Genomic DNA, 24,280 nt, shown 5'->3' on the forward strand with positions numbered 1-24,280 from the left:
AGCCGCACGAGGTTGGAGTTACCCACAACCTGTGGACTACTTACAACGGTGTAACCACTAGATGTAGGGGTAGAACCTAGATCGCAACGCAAGAGGTTGCAACTCGACACGGCGTGTCGGGCGACACTCGGATGGAGGAATCCGGGATGAACTGCGGCTACTACCCACCGACATCGCGGCGTGACCAACGAGCAACCTCAGCGACCCCCGGCCGCGTGATATTCCTGTGACACGTCACTCGGGTGGCGCAACGAGATGAGGGAGATCGTCTTGGGGTCTGGGGTGAAGAGGGCCGGCGTGCTGGCCCTGCTGGTGGCCGCGAGCGGCCTGCTGGCACCGGCGGCACACGCCGCCACCGGGTCGGTGACCGCGAGGTGCGTCGAAGGAAGCTTCAGCGGCAAGTTCACGCTGACCTACGACATCGGCACGGAGTACCAGCTGAGGAAGGGCAGGGGTGCGGCGGGTCCGTACATCGCCGACACCGGTTCGATGCACGTCCAGGTGCACCACCGCGTGGGCACGTCGCAGACCACGCTGCTCACCAAGTCGAGGACCGGCTTGAGATCGAACGAGGTCGCCGAGGTGCCCACCAACCGTTCGGTGGTGCCGCGCACGGGGCGTGCCTGGGTCGAGGTGAAGTTCGCCGACCGCAGCGGTGAGAAGTGCACTGCCAGGGCGGACCTGCGCTGAGGTATCTGCTGCTCGGGCCGGTCACGGTCCTCGGACCGGCCGGGCCAGTGCGCCCGGCCGGTCCGAAGCAGGCGTCGGTGCTGGCGGCGCTGCTGCTCAGCCCCGGCCAGGTCGTGCCGGAGGACCGGCTGATCGACCTGACGTGGGGTGAGCAGGCGCCCCGCAGCGCCCGCGGGCGGCTGCAGGTGCACGTGTCCGACCTGCGCAAGCTGATCGGCGCCGACGTGATCACGCGCGGCGCGTCCGGCTACTCGATCGAGGTCGAGCCCGGCGACCGCGACCTCGACCTGGTCGACGCCGCCGTCGCCCACGCCAGGACGCTGACCGGTGAGGCCGCCATCGCACGGCTGCGCGAGGCACTCGCGTTGTGGACGGGCACGCCGCTCGACGGCGTGAGCGACGAACTCGCCGAGCTGGAACGCCCGGCGCTGGTCGAACGACGGCTCGCGATCGTCGAGGAGCTGCACGAGCTCCAGATCGCCGCCGGTCACCACGCGGAAGCGGTGGGTGGCCTGCGCAAGCTCGTCGACGAACACCCGTACCGCGAACGGTTGCGCGCCGCGCTGATGCTGGCGCTGCACCGGTGCGGACGTGCCGCCGAGGCGCTGGAGGTCTACTCCCGGGGACACGACCTGCTGGTGTCCGAGCTCGGCATCGAACCGGGACAGGCGTTGCGCGACGCACAGCTGCGTGTCCTGCGCGGCGAGGACCAGGCTCCCACCCCGGCGATCACCGAGGTGCGGCCCGCCGAACTCCCCCTGGCCGCACGGGGTTTCGCGGGACGCGCCGCCGAGCTGGCCGCGCTGGAGGACGGCGACGACGGCGTGTGGCTGATCACCGGCACGGCCGGTGTCGGCAAGACCGCGCTCGCCGTGCGGTGGGCGCACGCGGCCCGCGACCGCTACCCCGACGGGCAGCTGTACGTGAACCTGCGCGGGTTCGACGCCGACGACGAACCGCTCACCCCGACCGCCGCGCTGGCGCAGCTGCTACGTGCACTCGGCGCCACACCGTCCGAATCGGACGACCAAAGTGGACTTTTCCGGTCACTGCTCGCGGACCGCAAGGCGTTGGTGGTGCTGGACAACGCGCGTGACGCCGCCCAGGTGCTGCCGCTGCTGCCGTCGTCCGGCCGCGTGCTGGTGACCAGCAGGCACCGGCTGGGTGACCTGGTCGCCCGCACCGGTGCCCGCACGATCACCCTGACGCAGCTGCCGGTGCGGGACTCGCACGCGCTGCTCGTCGCGGCGCTCGGCGCGGACCGCGTGGCGGCCGAACCCGCTGCCGCAGCCGAGCTGGCCGAGGTGTGCGGGCACCATCCGCTGGCGTTGCGGATCGCCGCCGCCGGCGTGTGCACGAGCATCGGGTCAACGGTCGCGGAGTTGCGCGCGGACCCGTTGCTCGCCTTCGACGGGGCGGAGCAGAGCGCGGTAGCCACGGCGTTCTCCGTGTCGTACCAAGCACTTCCCGCCGACCAGCAGCGGTTGTTCCTGCTGCTCGGGGTCGTGCCGGGACCGGACTTCACGCCGCACGACGCGGCCGCGCTGCTCGGCACGAACGCCGGTGTGGCGACCCGGTTGCTGCGCGGTCTGAGTGCCGCGAACCTGGTCGAGGCGCATGCGCCGGGCCGTTACCGGTTCCACGACCTGGTGCGTCGCTACGCCGAGGAACGGTCGGGAACAGAGGAGACCACGCCCGCGTGGGAGAGGTTGTTCGCCGGCTACCTCGCGTCCGCCGACGCGGCCGTGACGAAGCTGGGCAAGCGGGTCGTGACACTCCCCCGCGACGACGACCCGCCAGAGAGTGTGACAGAAGGCCCCGTGCGGTTCGCGGACAGCGCGGAAGCCGTGGCGTGGCTGGACGTCGAGGCGCCCAACCTGGTCGCCGCGTTGCGCCGGGCCGCGGTGACCGGCCCTCGCCCGCAGGTCTGGTACCTGGCCGACGCGGTGCGGCGGTTCTTCCACGACCACGGCAGGCGTGCCGAGTGGCTGGAGCTCGCGTCGGTGCTGTTGCCTGCGGCCCGGCGGCACGGTGCACACGCCGCGGAAGCGTTGCTGCGCCTGACGATGGGCGGCGCGGCCTTCCGCGAAGGACGGCACACCGACGGTGTCGCGCACACCGAGGAGGCGGCGCGGGCGAGCCGCACGTGCGGCTGGCGCGAGTGCGAGGCGACGGCCGTGTCGAACCTCGGGTCGATGCTCGACTGGACGGGCAGGCTCGCCGAGGCGGTCGAGCACAGTCTTCGCGCGATCGAGCTGTTCCGGGAGCTGGACAACCCGTCCGGGGAGAGTCACGCACTGAACTCATTGAGCTGTCACTACCGGCAGCTCGGTGAGCTGGCCGAGGCGAGGAAGTGCCTCGACGAGTCGGTTCGGTTGTGCCGCAAGAACTCTCTCGCTTTCTGGGAGGCCGCCAACCTCGCGGACCTGGGTTCGGTGCTGCTGGCGCTCGGTGACGTCGCGGACGCCGAGCACACGCTCCTGCTCGCGCTGGAGTCGTTCCGCGAACAAGGATCCCGCTTCGGTGAAGCCACCGCACTCAGCGGACTGAGCGCGGTGCACCTGGCCCGCGACGACCACGACACCGCCCGCCGGACCGCCGCCGAGGCGCTGGAGTGCGCCCGTCAGGACGGCGACCAGCAGGCCGAGGCGGTGGCGTTGATCGGACTGGGCCGCGCCACGTCCGAGGAGCAACACCTGGTGCGGGCGTTGGAGATCGCGGCGCGGTCCGGCCTGCGCGGAGTGGAGGCGGAGGCGTCCGCCGTGCTCGCTCACGTCCTCGCCGCCACCGATCCGGTGGCGGCGCGGTCGCACGCGACCGCTGCCCTCGACGTGGCACGAGCGGGCGGGTTGCGGCTCCTGGAAGCGGAGGCGCTGCTCGCCGTCGCCGCCGCGGAGTCCGCCTCCAGCGGAGGCGCGCAGGCCGGACACGCGGTGCGGGAGGCCCTGCGCATCTGGCGCGACACCGGACACGTCACCGGTGCCGCACGCGCGACGCGCGCCCTGGAAGGCCTCACCGCGCGGTCGTGAGCGGGGGTCCGCACCCGCTCACGACCGTGGAACTCAGGCCACGCCCGTGTCGGTGTCGCAGTACTTCAGCGTCGCGCCCTTCTCCTTCTGCAGACACACCTGCAGGTAGACCTTGGTGCCCTCGGGGATGTTGATGTCGTCCGGGTACTTGGTGCAGTTCAGCCGCGGGTCCTGGTGGTGGCCCGTGTGGTGCCACAGCTTGTACTCGTACTGGAAGCCGTTGTGCGTGTAGGTGAGGCGGCCGCGGACGCCGAGGTCGTCGTAGTCGCGGTCGCAGATCCCGAAGTGCTCGCCGTAGGCCTTGAACCAGGCCATGCCGCCCTTGGGGTCCGGGTCGTCGCTGTAGACGTCGACGTCCCGGGAGGCCGCGGCACTGGCGGCCGGCGCCATGGACATCACGGTGCCCACCGCGATCGCCGCGGCCGCGACGATTTGTCCCATTCTCATTCTGGTTTCCCCTGTTCGTTTTCTATCGTGGAGCCTGCACGCGGAGCACTCCGGCGAGTGCCTTCTCCGCGAGCGAGGTGTCGGTGAAGTAGTCCCAGCAGCTGCCGCTGGTGTTGGTGCTGCCGCCGCTGAGCACGCCCTTGGCCGCGATGCCGCCGTCGCTGCGGATCGTGTAGATCGGCGCGCCGGAGTCACCGCCCCTGGTGCACGCGCCGTCGCGGTGCCCTTCGGTGGCGTTGCGCAGGACCTTGCTGCCGAAGCGGACGGTGACGTGCGTGGAGGTGACCTTCCAGCCGCACATCTCGCCGGTCTTCTGGCCGCTCACGCAGTAGCGGTCGCCGTTGCCGGACCTGTTGCGCCACTTGTCGGTGACCGCGCGGGACTGGCCGGAGTTCGGGCCGCCGCGGTAGACGCGGTGGCTCGACGCTTTGCCGGACGACATCTTGATCGTGGAGACGTCACCCGAGTAATAACTCTGGCCGTTCCACTTCACGGAGCCGGTGTTGTTGTTCCAGTTGTCCGCGGTGACCGTGCCCATCGTGCCGTTGTTGTTGCCCGCGGGCTTGTTCAACGACGTGCAATGGCCGGCGGTCAACATGTACGACTTGCCTTCGTGCACCCAACCGAAAGCCGTTGTGCAGTAATCGAAGTAGGCACCGCCGTAGTACGGGCTGGAGTCGTCCTGCCGGTTGTCCTTGAGCGCCGGTTCGGGCATGCCGGGAACCAGGTAGAGCGCCACCCGGTCCGCCCCGTACCGCGCGGCCAGAGCTTCCCGCAGTTCCTGCGTGACCGCTGAAGCCTTGACGAGCACACGGTTGTTGGGCGCGTCGACGTACGCGGTGCGCAGCTTGTCGCCGCCGGGCAGGGAGGTTTCCAGCACCTCCTGCTGCACCTGGTCGAGCTCGGCGAGGCCGTACCGCACCTTCGGCACGTGCGGACGCACCGTCAGCGTCGGCCCGGCTTGCTGTGCGGAGAAGGTGTTGGCCTCTGTGTTCGTTTCTGCGGCCGGTTTCCCGGCGACACCGTCGTCGGGGATGCTGCCGTCGTCCGAGCCCAACCCCAGAGGGCTCGCCGCGACGGTCATGGCCGCACGCGCGGCGTCGACGACCTGCTGGGACGCCGTCGTCCTCACTGGAGCGACGACGGTGTCGAACTCGGCGTAGGGCACCGAGAACTCGGCCGGAGCGGCCAGTGCGCGATCCATCGCGACGTCGAGGGCGGCGCGCGTGGAGTCCGGCAGCGGCGCCTCGTCCTCACGGGGATCGTGCGTGATGACGGCGACCGCGGTGCCCGTCGCGGGCTGGTCGCCGGTGATGGTCGCGGCGTGCGCGGGAACGGCACTGGTGGCACTCGCCGCGAGAACCACGCCGATGATCGCGCGTCTCACCGAGACGTCAGCTGGTCACCGGGGTGGTGGATCTGTCTCGCCATGGTGCCTCCGCGGGTGGTCTCGTCTGTCGCACCGAATGGTGGACAGGACCGCTTCCGTGAGGCTTCGGTTTCGCTTCGGTCTTACGGGGTGACGCCGACCTGCTGCAGGTAGAGCACTCCGAGAGCGATGATCGTCAAGGCGCTGAGCACACCGACGGCGAGGAGTTCGAGCGCGGATTCACGCTGGGGACGGACCTCGCACGAGCTCGACTCGCGCGAGCTCGGCATCGCGACGGGTCGCGGTTTGGTCGCCGGGCGCCGCGGCATGACGCGGGGACCCGAACGGAGTGGACGTCCCGCTGCGACGGCAGCAACGTCACTGCCCTCGACACCCGGCAACCGCTTCTCGACGAGTACCGCCATGACGCCCTCCATCGCAGGTCAAGCACCATGATCGAACAAGGGTTCGATCGAACGTCCGTGCGAATTTCTACCAGACCGACCCGCCGAATGCCACAACACGCCGACAAATACCTCGAACAGGTGTTTGATCTGTGCAGCAAACACGACTACCGTCGACCACGAAGATCGACGGAGGCCGGAATCCCATTCGAACTGGGGGCGGCGAGGAGGACAGCGACCGTGGCAGGCAAGACGATCGACCCGGACCCCGCTCTTGTGGAGACAGAGGTAAGCGAGATCGCGGGAAACGCCGGCCTGACTTTGCGCCAGCGCAAGGTGCTCGACGTGATCCGTGACTGGGTCGACCGCTTCGGCTACCCGCCGAGCGTGCGCGAGATCGGCGAGGCCGTGGGCCTGACGTCGACCTCGTCGGTCGCGTACCAGCTGCGCGCGCTGGAGCGGAAGGGCTTCCTGCGCCGCGACCCGAACCGCCCGCGCGCGGTGGGAATGCTGCCCGCCGAGATCGACCCCGGTCTCGACCCGATGTCCAAGCCGACGCCCGCGTACGTGCCGATGGTCGGCCGGATCGCCGCCGGTGGCCCGATCCTGGCGGAGGAGTCGATCGAGGACGTGTTCCCGCTGCCGCGCGAGATCGTCGGCGAGGGCGAGCTGTTCCTGCTGCGCGTCGTCGGTGACTCGATGATCGACGCCGCGATCACCGACGGCGACTGGGTCGTGATCCGCAAGCAGCCGACCGCCGACCAGGGCGAGATCGTCGCCGCCATGATCGACGGCGAGGCGACCGTGAAGACGTTCAAGCGCAAGGACGGCCACGTGTGGCTGATGCCGCACAACCCGGCCTACCAGCCGATCAACGGCGACGAGGCCACCATCCTCGGCAAGGTCGTCACGGTGCTGAGGCGTCTCCCGTAGTTTTCCGGGCTTTCTCGCGCGCGGCCTTCTTCTTCTCGAAGAAGTCGAGCCACTTCTTCCTGGTGGACTCCATGTCCACCACGACGAACGCGAAGAACTGCCCCATGTCCTTTAGGCGTGCGCCGACGGGGGTGTCGAGACCGAAGATCTCGGCACCCTCCAACGCGGTGTGCGCCCACACGGAGTTGCGTTCGGCGCTGCTCAGCCACGCCCGGTACCAGATGTCGTCGTCCAGGAAGTAGCGCATGCGCTTGCCGTCCCGCTCGCCGCGCAACAACCCGAGGTCCTGCAGGTAGCTCGTCGACCGCGACACCGTGCCCGGACTCACCGACAACCGCAGCACCAGCTCGGTCGCCGACAGGCTGCCCTTGTCGACCATGAAGATCTCGGCCAGGATCCGCGCCGCCGTCTTCGGTATGCCGGTCTGCACGAACGACGCGACGAGCCTCAGGTGGAACTCCTGCACCTCGCCGGGACTCCGCCCGAACGAGTACGCCTCGTCGTCGACGTCGAGGTCGTCCACCGCGGGCATCCGCCGCATGGCCCGCTCACTCGCCGCCCGGTGCGCCGCACCCGGCCGGTAGTTGTTGTGGCCCCCGTTGCGGGCCACCTCCCGCTGCACCGTCGAGGCCGGCCTTTGCAACCGCCTCCCGATTTCGGAGTAGCCCAGCCCGTCCCACAGCCACTGGGCGATGAGCTGCCGTTCTTCCGCGTCTAGCCGCTTACCAGGCACAACCCCATCGTGCCTTGCGCTTCAAGCCATTGCAATGAGTCTTTTGACTTCGTCCGCAAACGTTTTTAGCTTGCAAGGAGGGGAAACAAGCTCATTGCAAGGGGAGGCAATGCCACTCAGCCCGATGACGTTCCCGGACGGCCACGTCGGCTGGCGAGCGCACGACCACGCGACGGTGCGGGCGGTGCTCGCGAACAACGGCTTCAGCATCCGGCCGGATCTGATGCACAACCCGTTCGGGCCGGGCAGCCCCGGTGACGCGCCGCCGTCGCCGCCCGGCGCGTTCACCGACCACGACCCTCCGGACCACACTCGCTACCGCAGCAGGCTGACTGGTCAGTTCACCGTTCGACGGATGCGGCTGCTCGCCGAGCGGCTCGAAGTGATCACGGCCGAGCACCTGGACGAGCTGGCGGCGCAGGGGTCGCCGGCGGATCTGGTGGAGCACTTCGCGGTACCGGTGCCGGGGCTGATGATCTGCGAGCTGCTGGGCGTGCCGTACGAGCGGCGGGCCGAGTTCCAGCAGGACGCCATGACTCTCACGGGCGGAAGCGGCGCGGAGGCCGGTGAGGCCGAGGCCATGTTCGCGGCGTTCGAGAGGCTTCAGCGGTTCATGCTCGAGATGGTCGCGGCGAAGCGGGCGCGGCCGAGCGACGACGTGCTCAGCGACCTCGTCAACTCCGAGGTCACCGGTTCGGGCGATGCGCTGACTGACGACGAGATGGCGGCCATGGGCATGGCGTTGCTCGGGGGCGGTCTCGACACGACGACGAACATGCTGTCCCTCGGCACGCTCGAACTGCTGCGCGACCGGGCACGGGTGGAGGCGATGCTCGCGAATCCCGACGCCGCCGTCGAGGAGCTGCTGCGATATATCAGTTTGACGCCCGCGACGGTGCGCACGGCGTTGGAGGACGTCGAGGTCGACGGCGTCGTCGTGCGCAAGGGCGACACCGTGCTCGTCGAGCTCGGCTCGGCGAACCGCGACCCGGCGCGCTACGCGGATCCGGACGTCCTCGACCTGGCTCGTGGTGCGGCCGGGCACCTGGCGTTCGGGCACGGCGTCCACCAGTGCATCGGTCAGCACCTGGCGCGGATCGAACTGAAGATCGCCTTTCCCGGCCTCTTCACGCGGTTCCCGAAGCTGCGTCTGGCCGTGCCGGAGGACGAGTTGCCGCGGCGGGCGAGCCTGGTGATCGGCGGGCTCGAACGGATGCCCGTCGCCTGGGACTAGGCGCGGCGGCGGAGGCGGAGGCCGATGACGAGGGCGGCGACGAGGACGAGGCCGCCCAGCGTCAGCGCCAGTGGCCAGTTCTGCCAGGACGAGGCCCGGTCCGAGGACTCCTGGGGCGATGTCTGTGGCTGGTCCGCGACCGGTGGAGGTGTCGTGGTCGTCGGCGCGGGTGGCTGGGCCAGGGCCGCGGCGCCCGCGACGGCGCGGATCGGTGTGCCGACGCCTTCCGAGGCGGAGAGCAGGGTGCCGTCCGGGTCGAAGGCGATGGCTTCGCCCTGGGATTCGTTCGGCAACGGGACGCGGACCGGATCACCGGACAACGCCTTCGCGAGATCGCCGTCCGGGACCGGGAAGAGGTAGGCGTCCGTGTAGGTGCGCAGGGCGATGACGGAGCCGTCCGCCGTGGAGGCGGCGCCGGTCACCAGGCGCGAGTCGAGGGTGCCTTCGAGCGGGCCGCCCGGGGTGTCCGTGGTGGACAACGTCACGCGCGCGACCTGCTCCAACGGCACCGATATATCAGTTTGGAGCGGGGCCGTCGGGCGATATACCAGTGCGGAACCGATGGGTTCCTTGGTGACGATGTACGGGATACCGGCCTTGTCGATGAGCAGGGCCTCGGCGTCGTGCTTGCCGTCCGGGTAGGTGACGCGGAACCGCTCCACGGCGCCCGAAGGCGAGACCTTGTGCAAGGCGACCGTGGAGCGGGACTTGTTGTTGTCGCCGGTGTCGGACGCCCAGAGGGTGCCGTCCGGCGTCATCGCGAGATCTTCGACGTCGAAGGGGTCGACGGGTGCGGTGATCGTGCGATTGATGACGCAGTCGCGGCCCATGACCTGGATGCGCAGCGTGCCGTTGTCGCTGTCACTGACGGCGAAGAGCTGCTTGCCGTCGGACGTGAGCCCGGAGAGCTCCTGCATGGCTACCGGGCACACGTCCACCGGTGGAGGCGGGATCAAGCAGGCGTTCCGTTCGTCGCGAACTCCTCGAGCACGCCCGCGAGGTCCGGACGCACGCGGGCGCTGAGCAGCGTGCCCGACTCCGTGTGCTTCTCGGACAGCACCTCGCCGTCGCGGTGCACGCGGGCGACGACCTCGCCGCGCGCGTACGGCACGAGTGCCTCGACCACGACCTCGGGACGTGGCATCAGCTCGGCGATGCGGACCCGCAGCTCCTCGATGCCGAGGCCCGAGTGCGCCGACACGAACGACGCGTCCGGGAACAGGTGCCGCAGCCGGGCCAGGCCCAGGTCGCCCACCGCGTCGATCTTGTTCACGACGAGCAGCTCGCGCGGCATCGGCGTGCCGGTCTCCTCGTTGATCTCGGCGATGACCTCGCGCACGGCGCTGACCTGCTTCTCCGGCATGCCGTCGGAGCCGTCGACCACGTGCACGAGCAGGTCGGACTGGCCGACCTCCTCGAGCGTCGAGCGGAACGCCTCGACCAGCTGGTGCGGCAGGTGCCGGACGAAGCCGACCGTGTCCGTCAGCGTGTACGGCAGGCCCTCCGGCGTCACCGCGCGGCGCGTCGTCGGGTCGAGGGTGGCGAACAGCGCGTCCTCCACCAGGACACCGGCGCCCGTCAGCGCGTTGAGCAGCGAGGACTTGCCCGCGTTCGTGTAGCCCGCGATGGCGACGCTCGGGATCTCGTTCGCCGTGCGGCGGCCCCGCTTGGTCTCGCGGATGACGCCGATCGCGGCGATCTCGCGGCGCAGCTTGGCGATGCGCGCGCGGATCCGGCGGCGGTCGGTCTCGATCTTCGTCTCACCGGGACCGCGCAGACCAACACCGCCGTTGCCGCCGCCGGCACGACCACCGGCCTGCCGCGACAACGTCTCACCCCAGCCGCGCAGGCGCGGCATCAGGTACTGCAGCTGGGCCAGCTCGACCTGCGCCTTGCCCTCCTTGGACCGCGCGTGCTGCGCGAAGATGTCCAGGATGAGCGCGGTGCGGTCGATGACCTTGACCTTGAGCTTCTCCTCCAGCTGACGCAGCTGGCCGGGAGAGAGCTCGCCGTCGCAGATCACGGTGTCGGCGCCGGTCGACTGCACCACGTCGCGCAGCTCGGCCACCTTGCCGGAACCGATGTACGTCGCGGCGTCCGGCTTGTCGCGCCGCTGCACGACCCCTTCGAGCACCTCGGAACCTGCGGTTTCGGCGAGGCGGGCGAGTTCTGCCATCGAGGCGTCGGAGTCCGCGGCCGTGCCCTCGGTCCACACCCCGACGAGCACGACCCGCTCCAGGCGAAGCTGCCGGTACTCGACCTCGGTGATGTCCTCGAGCTCGGTGGACAACCCCGCGACACGGCGCAATGCGGCGCGTTCGGCGAGTTCGTAGTCACCCGTCGAGAAGTCTTCCTCTTCCCACGCGGTGTCGAACTCTGTGCTCTGGATGTTTTCCGTCATTTGCCCTTCATCGTCCCATGGACCTTCAGTCCCCCGGATACACCGCGAGGTAGATCGCCACACGGGGAACGTCCGGTCTGACCGGTTGCGCGGCCAGCTCATCCATCAACGACGCGAGCCGCTGCTTTAGTTCCTCCGGGTCGACGGTGACGACCAGGCGGCTCTGATCCACGTCCTCGAGCCCGATGTCGGCAACCTCGCCGAGGAAAGCGTGCAGCATCGCCTCACCGACGGCGACTGCATTTTCGCTGTTGTCGAGCTGCCACGACAGCCCTGTCGACCGATAGGGGATCTCTTTCGCACCCCGGTTGCCCGCGCGCGGAGGCATCGCCTCGAGGAACCCGGCGGCGACGAGTTTGCGCACGTGGTGCAGCGTCGTGGCCGGGTCCTTGCCGAGCCGCTGCGCCAGCTCCTTGTTGGTGAGCGGGCGGTCGAACGTCATGCGGATCATCCGCAGCCGCAGGTCGGAGCTCAGAGCTGCGGCTTCCTCGTTCGTCGCGGGACGGCGCTTGCGGGAGAGTGGCACGGGTCCAGTCTAAGTGATTGACAGTTTCCAATCACTTCGAGCAGACTCCTCGGCATGGCGCTTTGGGGGCACCCCGACTTCCGCAGGCTCTGGATGGGCGACACGATCAGCCAGTTCGGCGCGAACGTCGGGATGACGGTCATCCCGCTGCTCGCGGCGAGTGTGCTGAACGCGACACCGTTCGAGATGGGCCTGCTGGCCGCGGCGAGCATGATCGCCTTCCTGTTGATCGGCCTGCCTGCGGGCGTGTGGGTGGACAGGATGCGGCGCAAGCCGTTGATGATCGCGATGGACGTCGCCAGGGCCGCGCTGATGGTGAGCGTGCCCGTCGCGTGGTGGATCGGCCTGCTCGACCTGCCGCAGCTGATCGTCGTGAGCCTCGCTGTGGGTGTGTGCACCGTCTTCTTCGACGTCGCCTACCAGTCGTACCTGCCGTCACTCGTCGGACGCGGCCAGCTCGTCGAGGGCAACTCGAAACTGCAGGCCAGCCTGCAGGTGGCGGAGGCGTCGGGACCTGCCATCGGTGGCTACGCGGCACAGTTCCTCGGCGCGGCCAACGGCGTTCTCGCCACCGGCCTGGGCTACCTGAGCTCGGCGTACTTCCTGCTGCGGATCAAGACGGTGGAGCCGGCGCCGGAACGCCACCCCGAGCCCCACCTGCGGCGCGAGATCGCAGAGGGACTGCGGTTCGTCTTCAGCAACCACACGCTGCGCAAGATCGTGGCCTGCACCGGCACGTCGAACTTCTTCCACGGCATCCAGCAGGCCGTGATGGTGCTGTTCCTGCTCAGGACGGTGGGCCTGAGCGAGGGAACGGCGGGTCTGGTGCTCAGCGCGGGCGGCATCGGCGGTGTGCTCGGCGCGGCACTCGCGTACAAGATCGGGCTGATGGTCGGGCAGGCCAGGATGATCTGGCTCATTCCGCTGGTGACCTGGCCTTTCTGCCTGGCGCTTCCGTTCACCTCGGACGGCTTGGGCCTGGTGCTCCCGATGGTCGGGCAGGCGGTGAGCATGTTCGGGGTCGTCGTCTACAACATCGGCCAGGTGAGCTACCGGCAGACGATCTGCCCCGACCACCTGCTGGGCCGGATGAACGCCTCGATCCGCTGGGTGGTGTGGGGCACGATGCCGCTGGGCGCGTTGCTGGGCGGCGGGCTCGGTTCGTGGATCGGGATCGTGCCGACGCTGTGGGTCGCGCTCCTCGGCTCGGTGCTCGGGGCGGTGTGGGTCCTGCTCTCACCGTTGCGGACGATGCGTGACCTGCCGGTCGACGTTAGCGTCGAGGCCCATGGCTGACACGAAGGTCGTTCGCGAAGGTCTCCACTTCGGCGAGGGACCGCGGCGCGGCCCCGACGGTCGCCTCTACTACTCCGACTTCTACGCGGGCGAGGTGCACGCCCTCGACCTCACGACGGGTGCCGACGAGGTCGTCGTCGCCTTCGACGGCCAGCCCTCCGGCCTCGGCTGGCTGCCCGACGGACGCCTGCTCGTCGTGTCGATGCTCGACCGCACGGTGCGCCGCCTCGAGGGTGGTGACCTGGTCGTTCACGCCGATATATCGGATATCGCGACCTTCCACGCAAACGACATGCTCGTCGACGCCGAGGGCCGCGCGTACGTCGGCAACTTCGGCTTCGACCTGCACGGCCTGATCGACGAGGTCGGCATCCCGCGACTGCTCGAACCCGACTTCGAACCGCAGGGCGCCACGCTCGCACTCGTCCAGCCCGACGGCTCCACGAGTGCCGTCGCCGACGACCTCAAGTTCCCGAACGGCATGGCCCTGCTGCCCGATCCCTCCGGCGAGTCCGAGAGCGGCAACATCTTGGTCGTCGCCGAGACCATTGCATTCCAACTCACTTCGTTTTCGGTCGACCGAAACGGATCGTTGCAAAACCGCAGGGTGTGGGCCGACGTGAAGGAGTTCGGGATCGCGCCGGACGGGATCGCGGCAGACACGTCCAGCAAAGGCACGTCGAGCGCAGGCGGCGACGGCGTGTGGGTGGCGCCCGCGTTGCAGGCGGCGGCGTTCCGGGTGACCGAAGGCGGCAAGATCACGCATCGGGTGGAGACGACGCAGACGTGTTTCGCCGTCGCCGTCGTCGACGACCACCTCGTCTGCCTGACAGCGCCGGACTCGCATCCGAACGTGGTCAAGCCCGAGCGGCTCGGGAAGATCGAGGTGTACGAGCTCAGCTGATATCCGATATATCAGCTGAGCGGGTTACTGCAGGGCGTCCCACCAGGACTTGTCGAGCTCGCCGCGCGCGACGAGCACGGCGGGTCCGGTGAGCGTCGACGTCGTCGGCTCGATCGTCACGAACACCTGGCCGCCGAGCACGTCGACGGTGGCCGAACCGGTGGTCTTGCCCTGGCCGGCGAGCCAGGACGCGACGGACGCGACGGTGCCGGTGCCGCACGAGCGGGTCTCGCCCACGCCGCGTTCGTAGACGCGCATGCGCAGCGCGTTGTCGCCGATGGTGTTGATCAGCTCAACGTTCACGCCGTGCGGGAACATCACGGGATCGAAGCCGGGCGGCACGGTGAGATCGAAGCTCTCGACCGGGACCTCGGTGACGCACGCGAGGTGCGGGTTGCCGACGTCGACCGCGAAGCCTCCGATGCCCTGGCCGTCGACCGCCGCGATGGACGTGCCGGTGAGCCGTGCTGGGCCCATGTCGTTCGTGACGGAGCCGTCCGGGTGCGTGGTGACCGTCTTGTCCCCCGCGCGCGTGGCGACGACGAACGAGCCCTGCGGCTGGTGGCCCGCGTCGACGAGGTAGCGGGCGAAGACGCGCAGGCCGTTGCCGCACATCTCGGCGATGGAGCCGTCGGCGTTGCGGTAGTCCATGAACCACTTGCCGTCAGCACGCACGACGCGCAGCACGCCGTCGGCGCCCAGGCCGCGCTGCCGGTCGCACAGCGCCTGCACGCGCGCCACCGTCAGGTCCAGCTGGTCATCGAGGTCGGGCAGGACGACGAAGTCGTTCTCCGTGCCGTGCCCCTTCACGAACTCCACGGGACAAGGTTACCGGCGGCTTCGACGAGATCCGGCCGCGCACCGTCCAACCAGGTGATGCGCTGGTCACGTCGGAACCACGACCGCTGCCGGCGCACGAACCGGCGGGTGGCGCGTTTGGTCTCCTCCGCGGCGAAGTCGATCGTGCACGCTCCGTCCATTGCGGACAACACCTGCTGGTACCCCAGCGCGCGCGACGCGGTCTTCCCATCGCGCAGACCGGCCCGGACCAGGGCGCGCACCTCGTCCTCCAGACCCGAGGCGAACATGACGTCCACCCGCAGGTCGACGCGCGCGTCCAGTTCGGACACCTCGCGGTCCACACCGATCTGGACGGTGCCGTAGCGTGCGGGACCGGGCTTGGGCAGATTCGCGGAGAACGGTTCCCCGGTCAGCTCGATGACCTCGAGCGCGCGCACGATGCGGCGGCCGTTGGACGGCAGGATCGCGATCGCCGCGGCCGGGTCGAGCTCCTGCAGGCGCCGGTGCAACGCCTCCGGGCCAACGGAAGCGAGCTCCGCCTCGAAACGCTCGCGCACCGCGTCGTCGGTACCGGGAAACTTCAGGTCGTCGAGCACGGCCTGCACGTAGAGCCCGGACCCGCCGACGAGGATCGGCGGACGACCCGCGGCGAGCAGGCGTTCGACGACAGCCCGCGTCTCCCGCTGGTAGGCGGCGACGGACGCGGTCTCGGTCACGTCGAGGACGTCGAGGAGGTGGTGTGGCACGCCGCGGCGTTCCTCCACCGTCATCTTCGCCGTGCCGATGTCCATGCCGCGGTAGAGCTGCATGGCGTCGGCGTTGACGACCTCTCCCCCGAACCGTTCGGCGAGCGCGACGGCCAGATCCGACTTTCCGGTCGCGGTGGGTCCGACAACTGCGATTGGAACTATCACGGGCGCTCCCAGACGGCGACGTGGTAGCCCACGCCGAACGGTGCGAAGAACTCGGCTCCCAGACTGCGCCACGGTCCGGGCACGCCGGCGAGGACCTGCCACGCGGCACGGCCCTGCGCGCCCAGCTCGCTGGCGAGTTCGGGGTCGAGGTCGAGCAGGCCGTCCACATCGGCGGCGGCCAGCAGGTCGTGCACGTGCGAGTCGAAAGGTCCCGAACGCTCGTCGTGGGAACCTGGCGAACGCAGGCCGTGTCGTGTGGATCCGTCACCGAGAACCAACAGGCCGCAGTCTTCCGAAGCGAGTCGTTGTCCAAACGAGACACAGTCGGAAGGGGACAGGTCGCGCGGGACGAGTTCGACGCGTGACACCTCGACTGCGCAGTGTTCCCGCAGCCAGGCGGTGATTAGCACAGGCAACGGAATGCGGGGGTCCGGGACCGAGTCACCGCCGAGTGACACGGGCACATCGACTCCATAACCGAGGAAAGTTCCCGAAAGCGGTGGCACGAAGGTCGCCGGACCGCTGTCGTCCACCGCGACCGCAACCCACGGACCGGGCAGTTTTCCTGCTGCGGCAAGGGTTGCGGCCCGCACGGGCTCGGTTTCGGCGGCGGCTCCCGCGACCAGTTCTGGCACCAGAAGGGGTGGGTGCGGCACCACCGCGGCACGGGTGATCACGACGAACGAGGCTACCTATCGTGGACTCCCAGTACCGAGTCGAGCTCTGACCTGTTTGAATGCGCGCGGGGAACTGGGGACGGGAGACCCTCCAGCGCCCGTATTGCATCGGCCCCGCCAACGGCGGGGCGCCCGTGGCAGGCACGGGCGTCAGATGGGAGGAACCGGCGATGTCGGAGCAGGACAGCACACCGGAGGCCGTGACGGAGACCGTCCCAGCTGAGGGTGGAGTCGAGGAAACGCCGAAGGAGACCGTGCAGGCGACGCCTCCGGCCGTCCCCGTGGCGTCGGACCACCCTGACCGCTGGGGGCGCGTTGACGCCGACGGCACCGTGTACGTGAAGACCGAGGACGGCGAGCGCGCCGTCGGGTCGTGGCAGGCCGGCGAGCCGGTCGAGGGCCTCGCGCACTTCGCGCGCCGGTTCGACGACCTGCGCACCGAGGTCGAGCTGCTGGTGACGCGGCTCGCGTCCGGCGCCGGCGACCCGAAGCACGCCCTCACCAGCGCGAAGCACGTCAAGGAGCAGCTCGCCGAGGCCGCCGTCGTCGGTGACCTCAAGGCGCTGGCCGCCCGCGTCGAGCACGTGCTGGAGCGGGCCGAGGCCGGCATGGAGAAGGCGAAGGAGGCCAAGGAGGCCGCCCGCGCCCAGTCCGTGGCGCGCAAGCAGGCGCTGGTCGACGAGGCCGAGTCGATCGCGAACGAGTCGACCCAGTGGAAGGTCGCCGGCGACCGGCTGCGTCAGATCCTCGACGAGTGGAAGACCATCCGGGGCGTCGACCGCAAGACCGACGAGCAGCTGTGGCGCCGGTTCTCGAAGGCCCGTGACGCGTTCAACCGCCGCCGCGGCTCGCACTTCGCGGACCTCGACCGCCAGCGTTCGGTGGCGAAGGCGTCCAAGCAGGCGCTCGTCGAAGAGGCCGAGAAGCTGATCGACTCCGACGACTGGGGCCCCACGGCCGGTCGCTACAAGGAGCTCATGGTCGAGTGGAAGGCCGCCGGGCGTGCGCCCAAGGAGGCCGACGACGCGCTGTGGCAGCGGTTCCGCGCCGCGCAGGACGCGTTCTTCCAGAAGCGCTCCGAGGCGTTCAGCGAGCGGGACGCCGAGTTCTCGGCGAACGCGAAGCTGAAGGAGGAGCTGCTCGCCGAGGCCGAGACGATCGACCCGTCGGCCGATCTCGAGGCGGCGCGCCAGCACCTCTACAAGATCCAGGAGCGCTGGGACGCGATCGGCAAGGTGCCGCGCGAGCGCATCCGCGAGCTCGAGGGCAAGCTCCGCACGATCGAGGAGCGGGTCCGCGGTGCGGTGGACGCCCAGTGGCGTCGTTCCGACCCCGAGGCCGAGGCCCGCGTGGCGCAGTTCCGCGAGCGCGTGGAGCAGTTCGAGGCGCAGGCCGCGAAGGCCCGTGCCGCGGGCGACAAGCGTCGCACCGAGCAGGCCGAGGCTCAGGCCGCGCAGTGGCGCGAGTGGCTCGCCGCCGCTGAGCAGGCGCTGGCCACCCGCTAGTTCGGACGATTGAAGGGCTCCTCCCTGCGCGGGAGGGGCCCTTCAGCGCGCAATGCGCCACTTCTGGTCGTCACGGCCAGAGCACAGCGACACGACCAGCCAGGTGCCATCGGCGTACGAGTCGTTCCAGTCGTTCTGGTAGAAGTCGGCGGCCCTCAGGTCGTCGCTGACGGGCACCAGGTAGCCCGGTCCGTCGTTCGCGGGCTTCTGCCGCGGCGACGGCGCCGTGCTCTCGCTCGCGGGCCCCGTGCGGGGGCCCAGATTCACCACCACGACGAGAAGACCCACCACCGCGGCATACCAGGCCACGACGACGAGAAGCAGCATCGGCGGGCGTTTCGGCGTCCCGTACTGGGTGATGGTGACGTCGCCGACGGTGTTCGCGGTCTGATCAGCGTCCGTCATCGCCAGCGCACCTCGACTCGCGTTCACCGTTTGACGGGAAAGGAGTCGGGGAGGTGCGCCCGTTCATCACAGCTGGGGCGGGCGCGAAGCCGCGATCTTCACCCACTTCACCAGCAGGACGATCACCGCGATCACCGCGATGATCAGGCCGACGCCGGGGCCGGGCCCGATCGCCTTGTTGCTCGTGGTCGTCTGCTGCGTCCAGATCGACAGCACGCCCGTCACCGAGCCCGCGAACAGGCCCAGGGAGCAGACCCACGCGAGCCCCCAGCGCCGCACCGCGAGCGTGAGGCCGGAGCCGAGCACGCCGACGCCGAGCGCGAAGAACGAGAACAGCCTCGGCACGAAGCTCGCCGACTCGCCGAGCACCACGTTCAGGCCCGTGTCGTCACCGACCCACGGCAGCACCAGCGACACCAGCAACGCCAGCACGGCGACAGAGATCGTGAGGGCGCCGGTGCCGGGGTCGATGCGCTTGGCCGCCTGCTGTTCCACCGCGTCGATCTCCTTGCGCAGGTACTCCTCCTCGCTCACTGGGCCGAGCACCCCGACACGGCGGGCAGCGGCGCGGGCGCACCGAACGACGGCAGGCCGAGGCCCACGCCCGCGGTCTTGGGCTTGATCCCCGCCTCCGACCGGTCACCGGCCTTGGTGCGGCGCCACGACAGCGGTTCGCCGTCCGCGACGAGGTAGTGCGGGGCCGCGTAGGTCACGACCGTCTCGACGACGTCACCGGGACGCGGGACGGTCCCACCCGGCGTGAAGTGCACAAGACGTCCGTCGCGCGCGCGGCCGCTCATGCGGTGCGTCTCCGCATCACGCTTGCCCTCACCCGTGGCGACGAGAACCTCGACCGTGCGGCCGACCTGCTCGATGTTCAGCGAGTGCGTCATCTCGTTCTGCAACGCCACGAGCCGGTCGAAGCGCTCCTGGACGACGGCCTTGGGCAGCTGGTCCGGCAGGTCCGCGGCGGGCGTGCCGGGACGCTTGGAGTACTGGAACGTGAACGCCGACGAGAACCTGGCCTGGCGCACCACGTCGAGCGTGCCCTGGAAGTCCTCCTCGGTCTCACCGGGGAAGCCCACGATGATGTCCGTGGTGATCGCGGCGTCCGGCATGGCGGCGCGGACCTTGTCGATGATGCCCAGGTACTTCTCCGTGCGGTACGACCGGCGCATCGCCTTGAGCAGGCGGTCCGAACCGGACTGCAGCGGCATGTGCAGCTGGTGGCACACGTTCGGCGTCTCGGCCATGGCCGCGATGACGTCGTCGGTGAAGTCCTTGGGGTGCGGCGAGGTGAACCGCACGCGCTCGAGGCCGTCGATCTCACCGCAGGCGCGCAGCAGCTTGCCGAACGCGAACCTGTCGCCGAACTCGACGCCGTAGGAGTTGACGTTCTGCCCCAGCAGCGTCACCTCCAGCACGCCCTCGTCCACGAGCGTCTGCACCTCGGCGAGCACGTCGCCGGGGCGGCGGTCCTTCTCCTTGCCGCGCAGGGACGGCACGATGCAGAACGTGCAGGTGTTGTTGCAGCCCACCGAGATCGACACCCAGCCCGAGTAGGCGGAGTCGCGGGAGGCCGGCAGCGACGACGGGAACGTCTCCAGCGCGTCGAGGATCTCGACCTGCGCCTCGGAGTTGTGCCGGGCGCGTTCGAGCAGCACCGGCAGCGAGCCGATGTTGTGCGTGCCGAACACGACGTCCACCCACGGGGCGCGCCGGACGATCTCGCCGCGGTCCTTCTGCGCGAGGCAGCCGCCGACCGCGATCTGCATGCCGGGCTTCGCCGCCTTCTGCGGGGCGAGGTGGCCGAGCGTGCCGTAGAGCTTGTTGTCGGCGTTCTCGCGGACCGCGCAGGTGTTGAAGACGACGACGTCGGCCTGCTCGTCCTCGGCGGCCCGCGCGTAGCCAGCGTCCTCCAGTAGACCGGCGAGCCGCTCGGAGTCGTGCACGTTCATCTGACAACCGAACGTGCGGATCTGGTAACTGCGGGTCACTGCAACCAACCTTTCGTCGGGTGCAAGCGTAGAACGCCCCCGTGGCACGATGCGCAGGTGCTGGGACGAGTGCATGCCGCCGTGAGCCTGTTGACCGCCGCAACGGTCCTGACGGGCTGCGGCAGCACGGTCGAGGACGTCAAGATCACGATGGCGACAGGCAGCGAGGGCGGCGTCTACTACTCGCTCGGCAAGGGTCTCGCGGACATCTGGAGCGGCCGGCTCGGCATCGCGCGACCCCAGGTCGTCCAGACGGCCGGGTCCAAGGACAACGTCACCCGGCTGGTCAACAACCAGGCCCAGGTGGGGTTCTCGCAGGCGGACGCGATAGCAGACGTCGAAGGCTCCACGCGGTTGCGCGCGCTGGCCCGCATGCACGACGACTACCTGCAGGTCATCGTCCGCGCCGACCTGCCGGTGAAGAAGCTCGGCGACCTGTCGGGACTGCGCGTGTCGATCGGCGCGAAGGAGTCCGGCGTCGAGATCATCGCCAACAAGCTGCTGCGGTCGGAGAACGTCACGCCGCAGGCGCTGAACCTCGGCCTCGACGACTCCGCCCAGGCGATGCAGGAAGGCAAGCTCGACGCGTTCTTCTGGTCCGGCGGCCTGCCGACGAAGAGGATCACCGACCTGACCAAGGGCCTCGGCGTGCGGATGCTCGACCTGAAGGACGAGCTGCCGAAATTCCGTCAGCAGTATCCTGTGTACGGTTCCGCGACCCTGCCGGCCTCGACGTACAACCTGCAGTCCGGGCCGGTCATCACGCTCGTCACCCGCAACTTCCTGCTCGTCACCGAGTCGATGCCGGACGACGTCGCCGAGGCGCTCGTGCGGCAGCTGTTCGAAGGCCAGCCCGACCTGGTGAAGGCCCACTCGGCGGCGCGGACGATAGAGCAGCGGTCGGCGATCGAGACGTCACCGGTCCCGCTGCACAACGGCGCCATGCGCTACTACCGCGAAACCAAGATCTGATATATCGGATATCAGATACATCAAAAATCAGGCGGCCGGCAGCTCGACCACGACCTTGAGCCCGCCGTCCTCCGGAGACTCGAGGCGCACGGCCCCGTCGACCCGTTCGACCACGAGCCGCACGATCGAGAGACCGAGCCCGGAACCCGGCACGTTCTGGTGGGCAGGACTGCGCCAGAACCGGTCGGTGGCGCGTTCGAGCTCCTCCGGCTGCAGACCCGGCCCGTGGTCGGAGACCGAGAGCCGGACGACGCCGTCGGACTTGCGCACGTCGACCACGATCAGCGTGCCCTCGGGGGTGAACTTCAGCGCGTTGTCGAGCAGTGCGTCGAGAACCGTCTCGACCCCGCGCGGCGGTGCGAGCGCCATGCCGACGCGTTGCCCGTCGAGCACGAGGTGCACCTCTTTGGCCGCCGCGGCCGCCTGCCACGCCGACAGCCGGGCCGCCACGGACTTGTCGACGTCGACCGGCACCGGGTCGACCGAGCTCGACTCGGCGCGCGCCATGGCGAGCAGCTCGTCGAGGATCCGGTTCAGCCGGTCGGTCTCGCTCAGCGCCTCGACCTGGTGCACCTCAGCCTCGGCGTCGACGTGACCCTCCAGATTGGACAGACGGAGTTTCAACGCCGTCAACGGGTTCCGCAGCTGGTGCGAGGCGTCCGCGACGAACGCCCGTTGCGCGGCAAGCACATCGCTCATGCTGGCGGCCATCTGGTCGAACGATCGCGAGAGCTGCCGCAGTTCCGGCGGCCCGCTCTCCGCGCCCACCGGCGGCACCGGCCGTCCGGACACCACGGCCGCCAGCAGCTTGCCCGTCGCGTCGTCCAGCGCCTGCACCGGCCGCAGCGTCCAGCGCACGACCGGCAACGCCAGCAGCACCGCGAGCGCCAGCACCAGCAGGCTCGCCGCGAGCAGCAGGCCCCACCAGGCCAGCACCTCGAACCGGGTCTTGGACGTCGGCGAGAACGTGATCACCGCGCCGCGCACCTCGCCGTCGACGAGGACCGGTTCGGCGAGCACCACCTGCGTGTCGCTCCACGGCATGAACAACGGCGGCGCGACCGGCAGCCGGCCCGCGAGCGCCTTGCTGACGAGGTCCTGCACGGCGCTGTCGCCGAGCGCGAGGTTGTTGCGGGACGCGACGACCGGGACCGTCGGCGCGTCGCGGGTCACCACGGCCACGCCGATGTCGTAGAGCTCGTCGTAGCGCTCGAGCTCAGGCCGCAGCAGGTGCGGCCGGTTGTCGATCAACGGCCGCTGCGCGAGCGAGGCGAACCGGCTGGTGTCGGTGAGCCGGTCCAGGAACATCTCCTGCTGTTCCGAGGCCGCCACACCGCGGCCCAGCGGCACGCCCAGACCCACCAGGACCAGCACGATGAGGGCGAGCACCACGCCCAGCAGTCGGGACCTCACGACCCGTCACCCCGCCCCGTCGCGACACGCCGGTGAGCAAAGATCACCCATTCGTGATCACACCTGCCCCAGCCGGTATCCGACACCGCGCACGGTCTCCAGCAACGCCGGCCTGCCGAGCTTCGTGCGCAGCGTGGCGACGTGCACGTCGAGCGTGCGGTTGGCGCCGGACCACGTGCGTCCCCACACCTCGGCCAGGATCCGCTCGCGCGTGCACACAGCGCCGCCCGCGGCCATGACCAGCGCGAGGACCTGGAACTCCTTGCGCGAGAGGGCGACTGATTCACCCGCCACGGTGACTTCGTGGCGCCCCAGGTCGACCCGCACGTCGCCGGTCTCGAACACCTCCGTCGACACCGCGCCCACGCCGACCGGGTCCGCACCGCGACGGCGGCGGACGGCGTGCACGCGCGCGACGAGTTCGCCCACGTCATAGGGCTTGACCAGGTAGTCGTCGGCCCCGGCGTGCAGGCCGAGGATGCGGTCGTCGATCTCCCCCCGCGCCGACACCACGATGATCGCGACGTCCGACGCGGCCCTGATCGCACGGCACAGCGTCACGCCGTCCATGTCGGGCAGGCCGAGGTCCAGCAACACCACGTCGACGCCCGTGAGGCGGTCGAGCGTGCCGCGGCCGGTGGCCTGCCTGTCGACGTGGAAACCCCGTCTGGTCAGGGCGGGGACCAATGCCTCGGCGACCCTGTCGTCGTCCTCGACGAGCAGCACGCGCACTTTCGCTACCTCCCGGGCAACCGATGTCTGCCTGTGACAGAGTTGAGACCCTAAGTCTTGCTCAATGTCCTGGACTGGTGTGGTGGCGGACACCTAGGTTTCCGCCAACGCCGACGACCCCAAATGGAGGACTGGATGACTGCCGCCTCTGCCCCGCCGATGATTCGTGTGGCGGGTGTGGACAAGTTCTTCGGCCCGTTGCACGTGCTCAAGAACGTGCAGCTGGAAGTGCCGAAGGGGCAGGTCGTGGTCGTGCTGGGGCCGTCGGGTTCCGGTAAGTCGACCCTGTGCCGGACCATCAACCGCCTCGAGCCGATTGATTCCGGAGTCATCGAGGTCGACGGGCAGCCTCTTCCGGCAGAAGGAAAGGAACTGGCACGCCTGCGCGCCGATGTCGGCATGGTGTTCCAGTCCTTCAACCTTTTCGCGCACAAAACCATCGTCGAGAACGTGATGCTCGCTCCGACGAAGGTGCGCAAGACGCCGGCCGCCGAGGCCCGCAAGACCGCGATGGAACTGCTGGAGCGCGTCGGGATCGCCAACCAGGCGGAAAAGTTCCCGGCTCAGCTCTCAGGTGGGCAGCAGCAGCGTGCGGCGATCGCCCGCGCGCTCGCGATGAAGCCCAAGGTGATGCTGTTCGACGAGCCCACGTCCGCGCTCGACCCCGAGATGGTCCAGGAGGTCCTGGACGTCATGACGGGCCTCGCGAAGGACGGCATGACGATGCTGGTCGTCACGCACGAGATGGGCTTCGCCCGCAAGGCCGCGGACCGGGTGATCTTCATGTCCGACGGCGAGGTCGTCGAGGATTCCACCCCGGAAGAGTTCTTCTCGGCCCCGAAGTCCAACCGCGCGAAGGACTTCCTTGGCAAGATCCTGACTCACTAGTAGTCAGCCC

Annotated in this window: 24 protein-coding genes; 9 read left to right on the top strand and 15 right to left on the bottom strand. The window is 69.4% G+C overall.

The genetic code is table 11. From position 1 onward, the window contains the following. The first annotated feature begins 255 nt into the window (after positions 1 to 255). Both ACFOWZ_RS22140 and ACFOWZ_RS22145 read left to right on the top strand, forming a co-directional pair. Positions 256 to 690, top strand: a complete 435-nt coding sequence (locus tag ACFOWZ_RS22140; protein WP_382375387.1) for a hypothetical protein — start codon at positions 256 to 258, stop codon at positions 688 to 690. Continuing rightward, complete coding sequence (locus ACFOWZ_RS22145) at positions 663 to 3,719, top strand: AfsR/SARP family transcriptional regulator (protein ID WP_382375389.1); 3,057 nt, start codon at positions 663 to 665, stop codon at positions 3,717 to 3,719. The genes ACFOWZ_RS22140 and ACFOWZ_RS22145 overlap by 28 nt, the downstream gene beginning before the upstream one ends. 33 nt (positions 3,720 to 3,752) lie before the next feature. On the opposite strand, the gene ACFOWZ_RS22150 is transcribed toward ACFOWZ_RS22145, so the two are convergent. The 3 genes from ACFOWZ_RS22150 to ACFOWZ_RS22160 all read right to left on the bottom strand — a co-directional run bounded on the left by ACFOWZ_RS22150 (position 3,753) and on the right by ACFOWZ_RS22160 (position 5,960). Continuing rightward, positions 3,753 to 4,166 carry a hypothetical protein gene (locus tag ACFOWZ_RS22150; protein ID WP_382375391.1) on the bottom strand — a complete coding sequence of 138 codons (414 nt, stop codon included), beginning with the start codon at positions 4,164 to 4,166 and terminating at the stop codon, positions 3,753 to 3,755. A 22-nt stretch (positions 4,167 to 4,188) separates the two neighbouring features. Further along, the gene (locus ACFOWZ_RS22155; RefSeq protein WP_382375393.1) at positions 4,189 to 5,553 is read right to left on the bottom strand and encodes a S1 family peptidase; all 1,365 of its coding nucleotides are present in this window, start codon (positions 5,551 to 5,553) and stop codon (positions 4,189 to 4,191) included. Positions 5,554 to 5,678: 125 nt separating this feature from the next. Beyond that, positions 5,679 to 5,960 carry a hypothetical protein gene (locus tag ACFOWZ_RS22160; RefSeq protein WP_382375395.1) on the bottom strand — a complete coding sequence of 94 codons (282 nt, stop codon included), beginning with the start codon at positions 5,958 to 5,960 and terminating at the stop codon, positions 5,679 to 5,681. A 234-nt stretch (positions 5,961 to 6,194) separates the two neighbouring features. Between ACFOWZ_RS22160 and lexA the strand changes: the two genes are divergently transcribed. Beyond that, positions 6,195 to 6,872 (top strand): transcriptional repressor LexA, encoded by a 678-nt coding sequence (lexA, locus tag ACFOWZ_RS22165; protein ID WP_030464922.1) that lies wholly within the window; start codon positions 6,195 to 6,197, stop codon positions 6,870 to 6,872. Here the strand turns inward: lexA and ACFOWZ_RS22170 are convergent. Then, positions 6,847 to 7,605 (bottom strand): GbsR/MarR family transcriptional regulator, encoded by a 759-nt coding sequence (locus ACFOWZ_RS22170; protein WP_382375397.1) that lies wholly within the window; start codon positions 7,603 to 7,605, stop codon positions 6,847 to 6,849. The two genes, lexA and ACFOWZ_RS22170, sit on opposite strands and share 26 nt — an antisense overlap. A 109-nt stretch (positions 7,606 to 7,714) precedes the next feature. Between ACFOWZ_RS22170 and ACFOWZ_RS22175 the strand changes: the two genes are divergently transcribed. Next, positions 7,715 to 8,839 carry a cytochrome P450 gene (locus tag ACFOWZ_RS22175; RefSeq protein ID WP_382375399.1) on the top strand — a complete coding sequence of 375 codons (1,125 nt, stop codon included), beginning with the start codon at positions 7,715 to 7,717 and terminating at the stop codon, positions 8,837 to 8,839. On the opposite strand, the gene ACFOWZ_RS22180 is transcribed toward ACFOWZ_RS22175, so the two are convergent. The 3 genes from ACFOWZ_RS22180 to ACFOWZ_RS22190 are packed head-to-tail and all read right to left on the bottom strand — an operon-like array spanning position 8,836 to position 11,766. Further along, positions 8,836 to 9,795, bottom strand: a complete 960-nt coding sequence (locus ACFOWZ_RS22180) for a hypothetical protein (protein WP_382375401.1) — start codon at positions 9,793 to 9,795, stop codon at positions 8,836 to 8,838. The genes ACFOWZ_RS22175 and ACFOWZ_RS22180 overlap by 4 nt on opposite strands. Continuing rightward, positions 9,792 to 11,240 carry a GTPase HflX gene (hflX, locus tag ACFOWZ_RS22185; RefSeq protein WP_382375403.1) on the bottom strand — a complete coding sequence of 483 codons (1,449 nt, stop codon included), beginning with the start codon at positions 11,238 to 11,240 and terminating at the stop codon, positions 9,792 to 9,794. The genes ACFOWZ_RS22180 and hflX overlap by 4 nt, the downstream gene beginning before the upstream one ends. 25 nt (positions 11,241 to 11,265) lie before the next feature. Continuing rightward, complete coding sequence (locus tag ACFOWZ_RS22190; RefSeq protein WP_382375405.1) at positions 11,266 to 11,766, bottom strand: ArsR/SmtB family transcription factor; 501 nt, start codon at positions 11,764 to 11,766, stop codon at positions 11,266 to 11,268. A 54-nt stretch (positions 11,767 to 11,820) separates the two neighbouring features. On the opposite strand from ACFOWZ_RS22190, the gene ACFOWZ_RS22195 reads away from it, so the two are divergent. Both ACFOWZ_RS22195 and ACFOWZ_RS22200 read left to right on the top strand, forming a co-directional pair. Next, positions 11,821 to 13,062, top strand: coding sequence for an MFS transporter (locus ACFOWZ_RS22195; RefSeq protein ID WP_382375407.1), 1,242 nt, complete (start codon positions 11,821 to 11,823; stop codon positions 13,060 to 13,062). After that, positions 13,055 to 13,966 (top strand): SMP-30/gluconolactonase/LRE family protein, encoded by a 912-nt coding sequence (locus tag ACFOWZ_RS22200; protein ID WP_382375409.1) that lies wholly within the window; start codon positions 13,055 to 13,057, stop codon positions 13,964 to 13,966. The genes ACFOWZ_RS22195 and ACFOWZ_RS22200 overlap by 8 nt, the downstream gene beginning before the upstream one ends. A 24-nt stretch (positions 13,967 to 13,990) precedes the next feature. Here the strand turns inward: ACFOWZ_RS22200 and dapF are convergent, their stop codons facing one another. The 3 genes from dapF to ACFOWZ_RS22215 are packed head-to-tail and all read right to left on the bottom strand — an operon-like array spanning position 13,991 to position 15,875. Beyond that, a complete protein-coding gene (gene dapF, locus ACFOWZ_RS22205; protein WP_382375411.1) occupies positions 13,991 to 14,785 on the bottom strand; it encodes a diaminopimelate epimerase in 795 nt (264 codons plus the stop codon). Continuing rightward, positions 14,773 to 15,681: a tRNA (adenosine(37)-N6)-dimethylallyltransferase MiaA gene (miaA, locus tag ACFOWZ_RS22210; protein ID WP_382375413.1), complete on the bottom strand. Its 909-nt coding sequence runs from the start codon at positions 15,679 to 15,681 to the stop codon at positions 14,773 to 14,775. The genes dapF and miaA overlap by 13 nt, the downstream gene beginning before the upstream one ends. Further along, the gene (locus ACFOWZ_RS22215; RefSeq protein WP_382375415.1) at positions 15,678 to 15,875 is read right to left on the bottom strand and encodes a hypothetical protein; all 198 of its coding nucleotides are present in this window, start codon (positions 15,873 to 15,875) and stop codon (positions 15,678 to 15,680) included. Before ACFOWZ_RS22215 ends, miaA begins: the two co-directional genes overlap by 4 nt. A 653-nt stretch (positions 15,876 to 16,528) precedes the next feature. Here ACFOWZ_RS22215 and ACFOWZ_RS22220 point away from each other — a divergent pair. After that, positions 16,529 to 17,863, top strand: a complete 1,335-nt coding sequence (locus tag ACFOWZ_RS22220) for a DUF349 domain-containing protein (protein ID WP_382375417.1) — start codon at positions 16,529 to 16,531, stop codon at positions 17,861 to 17,863. 42 nt (positions 17,864 to 17,905) lie between these two features. Here the strand turns inward: ACFOWZ_RS22220 and ACFOWZ_RS22225 are convergent, their stop codons facing one another. The 3 genes from ACFOWZ_RS22225 to miaB all read right to left on the bottom strand — a co-directional run bounded on the left by ACFOWZ_RS22225 (position 17,906) and on the right by miaB (position 20,265). Then, positions 17,906 to 18,268: a hypothetical protein gene (locus tag ACFOWZ_RS22225; RefSeq protein WP_382375419.1), complete on the bottom strand. Its 363-nt coding sequence runs from the start codon at positions 18,266 to 18,268 to the stop codon at positions 17,906 to 17,908. Between the two features lie 66 nt (positions 18,269 to 18,334). After that, on the bottom strand, positions 18,335 to 18,802 hold the full coding sequence (locus tag ACFOWZ_RS22230) for an Rv2732c family membrane protein (protein ID WP_382375421.1): 468 nt from the start codon (positions 18,800 to 18,802) through the stop codon (positions 18,335 to 18,337). Beyond that, positions 18,799 to 20,265 (bottom strand): tRNA (N6-isopentenyl adenosine(37)-C2)-methylthiotransferase MiaB, encoded by a 1,467-nt coding sequence (gene miaB / locus ACFOWZ_RS22235; protein WP_382375423.1) that lies wholly within the window; start codon positions 20,263 to 20,265, stop codon positions 18,799 to 18,801. The genes ACFOWZ_RS22230 and miaB overlap by 4 nt, the downstream gene beginning before the upstream one ends. An 81-nt stretch (positions 20,266 to 20,346) precedes the next feature. Here miaB and ACFOWZ_RS22240 point away from each other — a divergent pair, with 81 nt between their 5' ends. Beyond that, positions 20,347 to 21,237 carry a TAXI family TRAP transporter solute-binding subunit gene (locus ACFOWZ_RS22240; RefSeq protein WP_382375425.1) on the top strand — a complete coding sequence of 297 codons (891 nt, stop codon included), beginning with the start codon at positions 20,347 to 20,349 and terminating at the stop codon, positions 21,235 to 21,237. 27 nt (positions 21,238 to 21,264) lie between these two features. Here the strand turns inward: ACFOWZ_RS22240 and ACFOWZ_RS22245 are convergent, their stop codons facing one another. Then, a complete protein-coding gene (locus ACFOWZ_RS22245) occupies positions 21,265 to 22,650 on the bottom strand; it encodes an ATP-binding protein (protein WP_382375427.1) in 1,386 nt (461 codons plus the stop codon). Positions 22,651 to 22,707: 57 nt separating this feature from the next. Beyond that, on the bottom strand, positions 22,708 to 23,382 hold the full coding sequence (locus tag ACFOWZ_RS22250; RefSeq protein WP_030464939.1) for a response regulator transcription factor: 675 nt from the start codon (positions 23,380 to 23,382) through the stop codon (positions 22,708 to 22,710). A gap of 159 nt (positions 23,383 to 23,541) precedes the next feature. Here ACFOWZ_RS22250 and ACFOWZ_RS22255 point away from each other — a divergent pair, with 159 nt between their 5' ends. Further along, positions 23,542 to 24,270, top strand: coding sequence for an amino acid ABC transporter ATP-binding protein (locus tag ACFOWZ_RS22255; protein ID WP_382375834.1), 729 nt, complete (start codon positions 23,542 to 23,544; stop codon positions 24,268 to 24,270). Positions 24,271 to 24,280: the final 10 nt, after the last annotated feature.

Origin of the sequence: Lentzea rhizosphaerae (assembly GCF_042649515.1) — a bacterium.
Taxonomy (GTDB): domain Bacteria; phylum Actinomycetota; class Actinomycetes; order Mycobacteriales; family Pseudonocardiaceae; genus Lentzea; species Lentzea aerocolonigenes.

Coding starts and splice junctions, on each gene's coding strand:
- ACFOWZ_RS22140 (WP_382375387.1), top strand. CDS start 256: ATGAGGGAGATCGTCTTGGGGTCTGGGGTGAAGAGGGCCGGCGTGCTG.
- ACFOWZ_RS22150 (WP_382375391.1), bottom strand. CDS start 4,166: ATGAGAATGGGACAAATCGTCGCGGCCGCGGCGATCGCGGTGGGCACC.
- ACFOWZ_RS22160 (WP_382375395.1), bottom strand. CDS start 5,960: ATGGCGGTACTCGTCGAGAAGCGGTTGCCGGGTGTCGAGGGCAGTGAC.
- ACFOWZ_RS22175 (WP_382375399.1), top strand. CDS start 7,715: ATGCCACTCAGCCCGATGACGTTCCCGGACGGCCACGTCGGCTGGCGA.
- hflX (WP_382375403.1), bottom strand. CDS start 11,240: ATGACGGAAAACATCCAGAGCACAGAGTTCGACACCGCGTGGGAAGAG.
- ACFOWZ_RS22195 (WP_382375407.1), top strand. CDS start 11,821: ATGGCGCTTTGGGGGCACCCCGACTTCCGCAGGCTCTGGATGGGCGAC.
- ACFOWZ_RS22200 (WP_382375409.1), top strand. CDS start 13,055: ATGGCTGACACGAAGGTCGTTCGCGAAGGTCTCCACTTCGGCGAGGGA.
- ACFOWZ_RS22220 (WP_382375417.1), top strand. CDS start 16,529: ATGTCGGAGCAGGACAGCACACCGGAGGCCGTGACGGAGACCGTCCCA.
- ACFOWZ_RS22225 (WP_382375419.1), bottom strand. CDS start 18,268: ATGACGGACGCTGATCAGACCGCGAACACCGTCGGCGACGTCACCATC.
- ACFOWZ_RS22255 (WP_382375834.1), top strand. CDS start 23,542: ATGATTCGTGTGGCGGGTGTGGACAAGTTCTTCGGCCCGTTGCACGTG.